The 1041-nt window shown below is 45.7% G+C and carries 1 protein-coding gene and 1 pseudogene; one reads left to right on the top strand and one right to left on the bottom strand.

Going from position 1 to position 1041, the window contains the following annotated elements; all coding sequences use genetic code 11:
* A pseudogene (locus tag KIV40_RS27435) lies at positions 1 to 378 on the top strand (choline transporter); the annotation flags it as partial.
* A gap of 103 nt (positions 379 to 481) precedes the next feature.
* On the opposite strand, the gene KIV40_RS27430 reads toward KIV40_RS27435, so the two are convergent.
* Complete coding sequence (locus KIV40_RS27430) at positions 482 to 922, bottom strand: YcgN family cysteine cluster protein (protein ID WP_285352363.1); 441 nt, start codon at positions 920 to 922, stop codon at positions 482 to 484.
* Positions 923 to 1041 lie beyond the last annotated feature (119 nt).

The following is a 1041-nucleotide window of genomic DNA, read 5'->3' as shown; positions in this document are numbered from 1 at the left end:
CTCGACCTGCGCCATCAAGATGATTACATCGAGCCTACGATCAACATCGAAGAGCTGCCAGACATGGATCCTTGGTCCGCAGAAGGTATGGCTCTGGCTCAATTTGAACGAGTTACAGATGCTGCACGAGACGCGGCTGAGCTAGAACGCTCTGCCTACAAAGCGCTAGCAGATGTGAAGAAAGAAATTCGAGCATATGTTCTTGAACAAGGCTCTCAAATGGAAACGCCTGAATTGCCCGAAGAACTGCAGCAAGCACTGGAGCTTGCAGAAAGTAACCTGAGCGCTGCACAAGCGAAGAAAGTTGAGTTGTCTGAACAAGCACAAAAAGCTCGTATTGCGTTCAATCAGGTGGTTGCAGAACTACCACTTAATTGACATTAGCCATGACGATGTCCACTTGCTTGGACCCTCCTAACTAAGCAAAAGGCTCACAGAAATGTGAGCCTTTTTTTCAATCTTTACTCGCGGTGATGCAACACTAAGCGCGATTTTGGTGGTTGATGATGTGGTCTTCCCAATCAACAACATCAATCTCATACACCACTTTATTGCGTACACTTTCGCCCGCAGCATGCATTGCTGACTTAGAGCCGGTGATCAATGGGTGCCACTCTGGGAGTGTTTTGTCTTCTGACAGAAGACGGTAGGCACATGTATCTGGTAACCAATGAAACTCATCAATCTTGTCACGAGTGAGTTTAAGACACTCTTCACCTGAGCTGAAACGGTTTGGGTAATCCTTACACGAGCAAGTCTTGCTATTAAGCCAGCTACACTCCACATTGGTGTAGTAGACTTCATCGCTGTCCTCATCCATCAATTTATGCAGGCAGCATTTGCCGCAACCATCACAAAGCGATTCCCACTCTTGCTCGGTCATCTGTTCTAGTGATTTTTCTTGCCAAAATGGATTGGTCATAATAGGACTTCTTACTCTTTTACTGGGGTGCGTGTTATACCGCTAGCCCACAAAAAGTTCAAGGATAAAAAGTGTTCACTGGTTAATCACAGACAAAAGCTGTCACAAGCGATAATTTT

Source organism: Vibrio sp. D173a, assembly GCF_030248475.1.
Note: the sequence above shows the minus strand (reverse complement) of the source record. Positions and strands in the feature narration are given on the sequence as shown.

What these genes read in the sequence shown, in the direction of transcription:
- KIV40_RS27430 (WP_285352363.1), bottom strand. Translation starts at nt 922, where the DNA reads ATGACCAATCCATTTTGGCAAGAAAAATCACTAGAACAGATGACCGAG.